This is a genomic window from Stenotrophomonas sp. BIGb0135 (genome assembly GCF_024810105.1).
GTDB lineage: Bacteria > Pseudomonadota > Gammaproteobacteria > Xanthomonadales > Xanthomonadaceae > Stenotrophomonas > Stenotrophomonas maltophilia_AB.
Genome location: NZ_JANUDX010000021.1, coordinates 1 through 5,532, shown reverse-complemented (window position 1 = coordinate 5,532; position 5,532 = coordinate 1). Strand labels below are relative to the sequence as shown.

Annotated in this window: 1 protein-coding gene, 2 tRNA genes and 3 rRNA genes; all 6 read left to right on the top strand. The window is 53.6% G+C overall.

Features of this window, described 5'->3' with window-relative positions; genetic code table 11:
- Nucleotides 1–201, top strand: a 201-nt coding sequence (locus M2421_RS20975) for a hypothetical protein (protein ID WP_259210341.1), incomplete at its 5' end; no start/stop codon positions are given.
- Between the two features lie 95 nt (nt 202–296).
- A 16S ribosomal RNA gene (locus M2421_RS20970) occupies nt 297–1,843 on the top strand.
- A 95-nt stretch (nt 1,844–1,938) separates the two neighbouring features.
- Nucleotides 1,939–2,014: transfer RNA gene (locus tag M2421_RS20965), tRNA-Ala, on the top strand.
- Nucleotides 2,015–2,062: 48 nt separating this feature from the next.
- Nucleotides 2,063–2,139: transfer RNA gene (locus M2421_RS20960), tRNA-Ile, on the top strand.
- A gap of 228 nt (nt 2,140–2,367) precedes the next feature.
- Nucleotides 2,368–5,246, top strand: a 23S ribosomal RNA gene (locus tag M2421_RS20955).
- A gap of 168 nt (nt 5,247–5,414) precedes the next feature.
- Nucleotides 5,415–5,529, top strand: a 5S ribosomal RNA gene (gene rrf, locus M2421_RS20950).
- The 16S, 23S and 5S rRNA genes sit together here with 2 tRNA genes alongside, the layout of an rRNA operon.
- Nucleotides 5,530–5,532: the final 3 nt, after the last annotated feature.

The window sequence follows — 5,532 nt, the reverse complement described above, 5'->3', positions numbered from 1 at the left end:
GTTCACTTCGGTGAAACGGCCTTGAAAAAAGGTGTTGACGAAGCAGATAAGCCGGCTATAATGGGCGGCTCGCAACGACGGAAACGTCGGGGCACACGGAGGAAGGCGCTGAGGCCGACTCCAAAGTTCTTTGACAGTATGCGCAGGTATCTTGTGAAGGCGCCTGCAGGAAGGATGTATGTCCATCTTGCAGACGTTTGATCAAGCAACATATCAATTGTTTTAAAGCAAGCGAAACGTTGCCAGCGGTCAAGCATCTGCAGCTTTAAATTTTTAGTCCTCGGACTATGCGTTTTTAAGTGAAGAGTTTGATCCTGGCTCAGAGTGAACGCTGGCGGTAGGCCTAACACATGCAAGTCGAACGGCAGCACAGTAAGAGCTTGCTCTTATGGGTGGCGAGTGGCGGACGGGTGAGGAATACATCGGAATCTACCTTTTCGTGGGGGATAACGTAGGGAAACTTACGCTAATACCGCATACGACCTTCGGGTGAAAGCAGGGGACCTTCGGGCCTTGCGCGGATAGATGAGCCGATGTCGGATTAGCTAGTTGGCGGGGTAAAGGCCCACCAAGGCGACGATCCGTAGCTGGTCTGAGAGGATGATCAGCCACACTGGAACTGAGACACGGTCCAGACTCCTACGGGAGGCAGCAGTGGGGAATATTGGACAATGGGCGCAAGCCTGATCCAGCCATACCGCGTGGGTGAAGAAGGCCTTCGGGTTGTAAAGCCCTTTTGTTGGGAAAGAAAAGCAGCCGGCTAATACCCGGTTGTTCTGACGGTACCCAAAGAATAAGCACCGGCTAACTTCGTGCCAGCAGCCGCGGTAATACGAAGGGTGCAAGCGTTACTCGGAATTACTGGGCGTAAAGCGTGCGTAGGTGGTTGTTTAAGTCTGTTGTGAAAGCCCTGGGCTCAACCTGGGAATTGCAGTGGATACTGGGCGACTAGAGTGTGGTAGAGGGTAGTGGAATTCCCGGTGTAGCAGTGAAATGCGTAGAGATCGGGAGGAACATCCATGGCGAAGGCAGCTACCTGGACCAACACTGACACTGAGGCACGAAAGCGTGGGGAGCAAACAGGATTAGATACCCTGGTAGTCCACGCCCTAAACGATGCGAACTGGATGTTGGGTGCAATTTGGCACGCAGTATCGAAGCTAACGCGTTAAGTTCGCCGCCTGGGGAGTACGGTCGCAAGACTGAAACTCAAAGGAATTGACGGGGGCCCGCACAAGCGGTGGAGTATGTGGTTTAATTCGATGCAACGCGAAGAACCTTACCTGGTCTTGACATGTCGAGAACTTTCCAGAGATGGATTGGTGCCTTCGGGAACTCGAACACAGGTGCTGCATGGCTGTCGTCAGCTCGTGTCGTGAGATGTTGGGTTAAGTCCCGCAACGAGCGCAACCCTTGTCCTTAGTTGCCAGCACGTAATGGTGGGAACTCTAAGGAGACCGCCGGTGACAAACCGGAGGAAGGTGGGGATGACGTCAAGTCATCATGGCCCTTACGACCAGGGCTACACACGTACTACAATGGTAGGGACAGAGGGCTGCAAACCCGCGAGGGCAAGCCAATCCCAGAAACCCTATCTCAGTCCGGATTGGAGTCTGCAACTCGACTCCATGAAGTCGGAATCGCTAGTAATCGCAGATCAGCATTGCTGCGGTGAATACGTTCCCGGGCCTTGTACACACCGCCCGTCACACCATGGGAGTTTGTTGCACCAGAAGCAGGTAGCTTAACCTTCGGGAGGGCGCTTGCCACGGTGTGGCCGATGACTGGGGTGAAGTCGTAACAAGGTAGCCGTATCGGAAGGTGCGGCTGGATCACCTCCTTTTGAGCAAAGACAGCATCGTCCTGTCGGGCGTCTTCACAAGTAACCTGCATTCAGAGTTTCACGTCGGCCTGGCCGGCGTGGATAGTCCCGTATATGGGGCCTTAGCTCAGCTGGGAGAGCACCTGCTTTGCAAGCAGGGGGTCGTCGGTTCGATCCCGACAGGCTCCACCACACGTTGCGTGTTTATCGACGCAAACGGCAATGAGCTGAACGGACATTGGGTCTGTAGCTCAGGTGGTTAGAGCGCACCCCTGATAAGGGTGAGGTCGGTAGTTCGAGTCTACCCAGACCCACCACTCTGAATGACTAGCGCATACAAAGAATTTATTACGCATCGGCATTGTGGCCGGTACGTGTTCTTTTAAAACTTGTGACGTAGCGAGCGTTTGAGATTCTATCTTGACGTGTCGTGAGGCTAAGGCGGAAGACTTAAATGTCTTCTTATTAATTGAGTCGTTATATTTCGTATCTGGGCTTTGTACCCCCAGGTCATATATGTAACCCAAGGCAACTTGCGGTTATATGGTCAAGCGAATAAGCGCACACGGTGGATGCCTTGGCGGTCAGAGGCGATGAAGGACGTGGCAGCCTGCGAAAAGTATCGGGGAGCTGGCAACAAGCTTTGATCCGGTAATGTCCGAATGGGGAAACCCACCCGCTTGCGGGTATCCTGCAGTGAATACATAGCTGCTGGAAGCGAACCTGGTGAACTGAAATATCTAAGTAACCAGAGGAAAAGAAATCAACCGAGATTCCCTGAGTAGCGACGAGCGAACGGGGACTAGCCCTTAAGCTGGAATGGTTCTAGAAAAACAGCCTGGAACGGCTGGCCATAGAAGGTGATAGCCCTGTATTTAAAAGGGCCACTCCAGTGAAGACGAGTAGGGCGGGGCACGTGAAACCCTGTCTGAACATGGGGGGACCATCCTCCAAGGCTAAATACTACTGACCGACCGATAGTGAACCAGTACCGTGAGGGAAAGGCGAAAAGAACCCCGGAGAGGGGAGTGAAATAGATCCTGAAACCGTGTGCGTACAAGCAGTAGGAGCTCGAAAGAGTGACTGCGTACCTTTTGTATAATGGGTCAGCGACTTACTGTTCGTGGCAAGCTTAACCGTATAGGGGAGGCGAAGGGAAACCGAGTCTGATAAGGGCGCATAGTCGCGGGCAGTAGACCCGAAACCGGGTGATCTAGTCATGGCCAGGGTGAAGGTGCCGTAACAGGTACTGGAGGCCCGAACCCACGTCTGTTGCAAAAGACGGGGATGAGCTGTGATTAGGAGTGAAAAGCTAATCGAACCCGGAGATAGCTGGTTCTCCTCGAAAGCTATTTAGGTAGCGCCTCATATGTATCCTCTCGGGGGTAGAGCACTGTTATGGCTAGGGGGTCATCGCGACTTACCAAACCATTGCAAACTCCGAATACCGAGACGGACTGTATGGGAGACACACGGCGGGTGCTAACGTCCGTCGTGAAAAGGGAAACAACCCAGACCCACAGCTAAGGTCCCAAATTCACTGCTAAGTGGAAAACCATGTGGAAAGGCACAGACAGCCAGGAGGTTGGCTTAGAAGCAGCCACCCTTTAAAGAAAGCGTAATAGCTCACTGGTCGAGTCGGTCTGCGGGGAAGATTTAACGGGGCTAAGCAGTGAACCGAAGCTTGGGGTGTGCATATTTATATGTACGCGGTAGAGGAGCGTTCCGTAAGCCGTTGAAGGTGGATTGAGAAGTCTGCTGGAGGTATCGGAAGTGCGAATGCTGACATGAGTAACGATAATGCGGGTGAAAAACCCGCACGCCGAAAGCCCAAGGTTTCCTTGCGCAACGTTAATCGGCGCAGGGTGAGTCGGCCCCTAAGGCGAGGACGAAAGTCGTAGTCGATGGGAAGCAGGTTAATATTCCTGCACCTCGCGTAAGTGCGATGGAGGGACGGAGAAGGTTAGGTGTACCCGGCGTTGGTTGTCCGGGGGAAAGGCGGTAGGTTTGGATCTTTGGCAAATCCGGGATCCTTTAAGACCGAGCACCGAGACGAGTCTTTAAGACAAAGTCACTGATACCACGCTTCCAGGAAAAGCTCCTAAGCTTCAGCTTACGCAGACCGTACCGTAAACCGACACAGGTGGGTAGGATGAGAATTCTCAGGCGCTTGAGAGAACTCGGGTGAAGGAACTAGGCAACATGGCACCGTAACTTCGGGAGAAGGTGCGCCCTTTTTGGTGGCTCATGCGAGCTATAGCTGAAGAGGGCCGCAGTAACCAGGCCGCTGCGACTGTTTATCAAAAACACAGCACTCTGCAAACACGAAAGTGGACGTATAGGGTGTGACGCCTGCCCGGTGCTGGAAGGTTAATTGATGGGGTCAGCCGCAAGGCGAAGCTCTTGATCGAAGCCCCAGTAAACGGCGGCCGTAACTATAACGGTCCTAAGGTAGCGAAATTCCTTGTCGGGTAAGTTCCGACCTGCACGAATGGCGTAACGACAGCGGCGCTGTCTCCACCCGAGACTCAGTGAAATTGAAATCGCTGTGAAGATGCAGCGTTCCCGTGGCAAGACGGAAAGACCCCGTGAACCTTTACTATAGCTTTACACTGAACGTTGAGTTCGTCTGTGTAGGATAGGTGGGAGGCTATGAAACTGTGGCGCTAGCTGCAGTGGAGCCATCCTTGAAATACCACCCTGTCGTGCTTGACGTTCTAACCTGGGTCCATAATCTGGATCGGGGACCGTGTATGGTGGGTAGTTTGACTGGGGCGGTCTCCTCCTAAAGAGTAACGGAGGAGCTCGAAGGTACGCTCAGCGCGGTCGGACATCGCGCACTGTGTGCAAAGGCATAAGCGTGCTTGACTGCAAGATCGACGGATCAAGCAGGTAGGAAACTAGGACTTAGTGATCCGGTGGTTCTGTATGGAAGGGCCATCGCTCAACGGATAAAAGGTACTCCGGGGATAACAGGCTGATACCGCCCAAGAGTTCATATCGACGGCGGTGTTTGGCACCTCGATGTCGGCTCATCACATCCTGGGGCTGTAGTCGGTCCCAAGGGTATGGCTGTTCGCCATTTAAAGTGGTACGCGAGCTGGGTTCAGAACGTCGTGAGACAGTTCGGTCCCTATCTGCCATGGGCGTTGGAGATTTGAGAGGGGCTGCTCCTAGTACGAGAGGACCGGAGTGGACGAACCTCTGGTGTTCCGGTTGTCACGCCAGTGGCATTGCCGGGTAGCTATGTTCGGAAGCGATAACCGCTGAAAGCATCTAAGCGGGAAGCGCGCCTCAAGATGAGATCTCCCGGGGCACAAGCCCCCTGAAGGAACCATATAGACTATGTGGTTGATAGGTCAGGTGTGTAAGTACAGCAATGTATTGAGCTAACTGATACTAATGATCCGTGTGGCTTGACCATATAACCTCAAGTTGCCTTGGCCGACATGACATGTCGATAGATCCCAAGTGCACGCTACGTCACAAGACCAAACGAGAGGCAGGCGCCCAGGCGCGTCTCTTTGTAAAGCCGGCACTCCGTGCCCGCTCCCTGCAAAGACACGACTTGCGGCGACACTCCAAAAGCCTCCCTGGTGAAATTAGCGCTGTGGAACCACCCGATCCCATCCCGAACTCGGAAGTGAAACGCAGCTGCGCCGATGGTAGTGTGGCTCAAGCCATGCGAGAGTAGGTCATCGCCAGGGTTT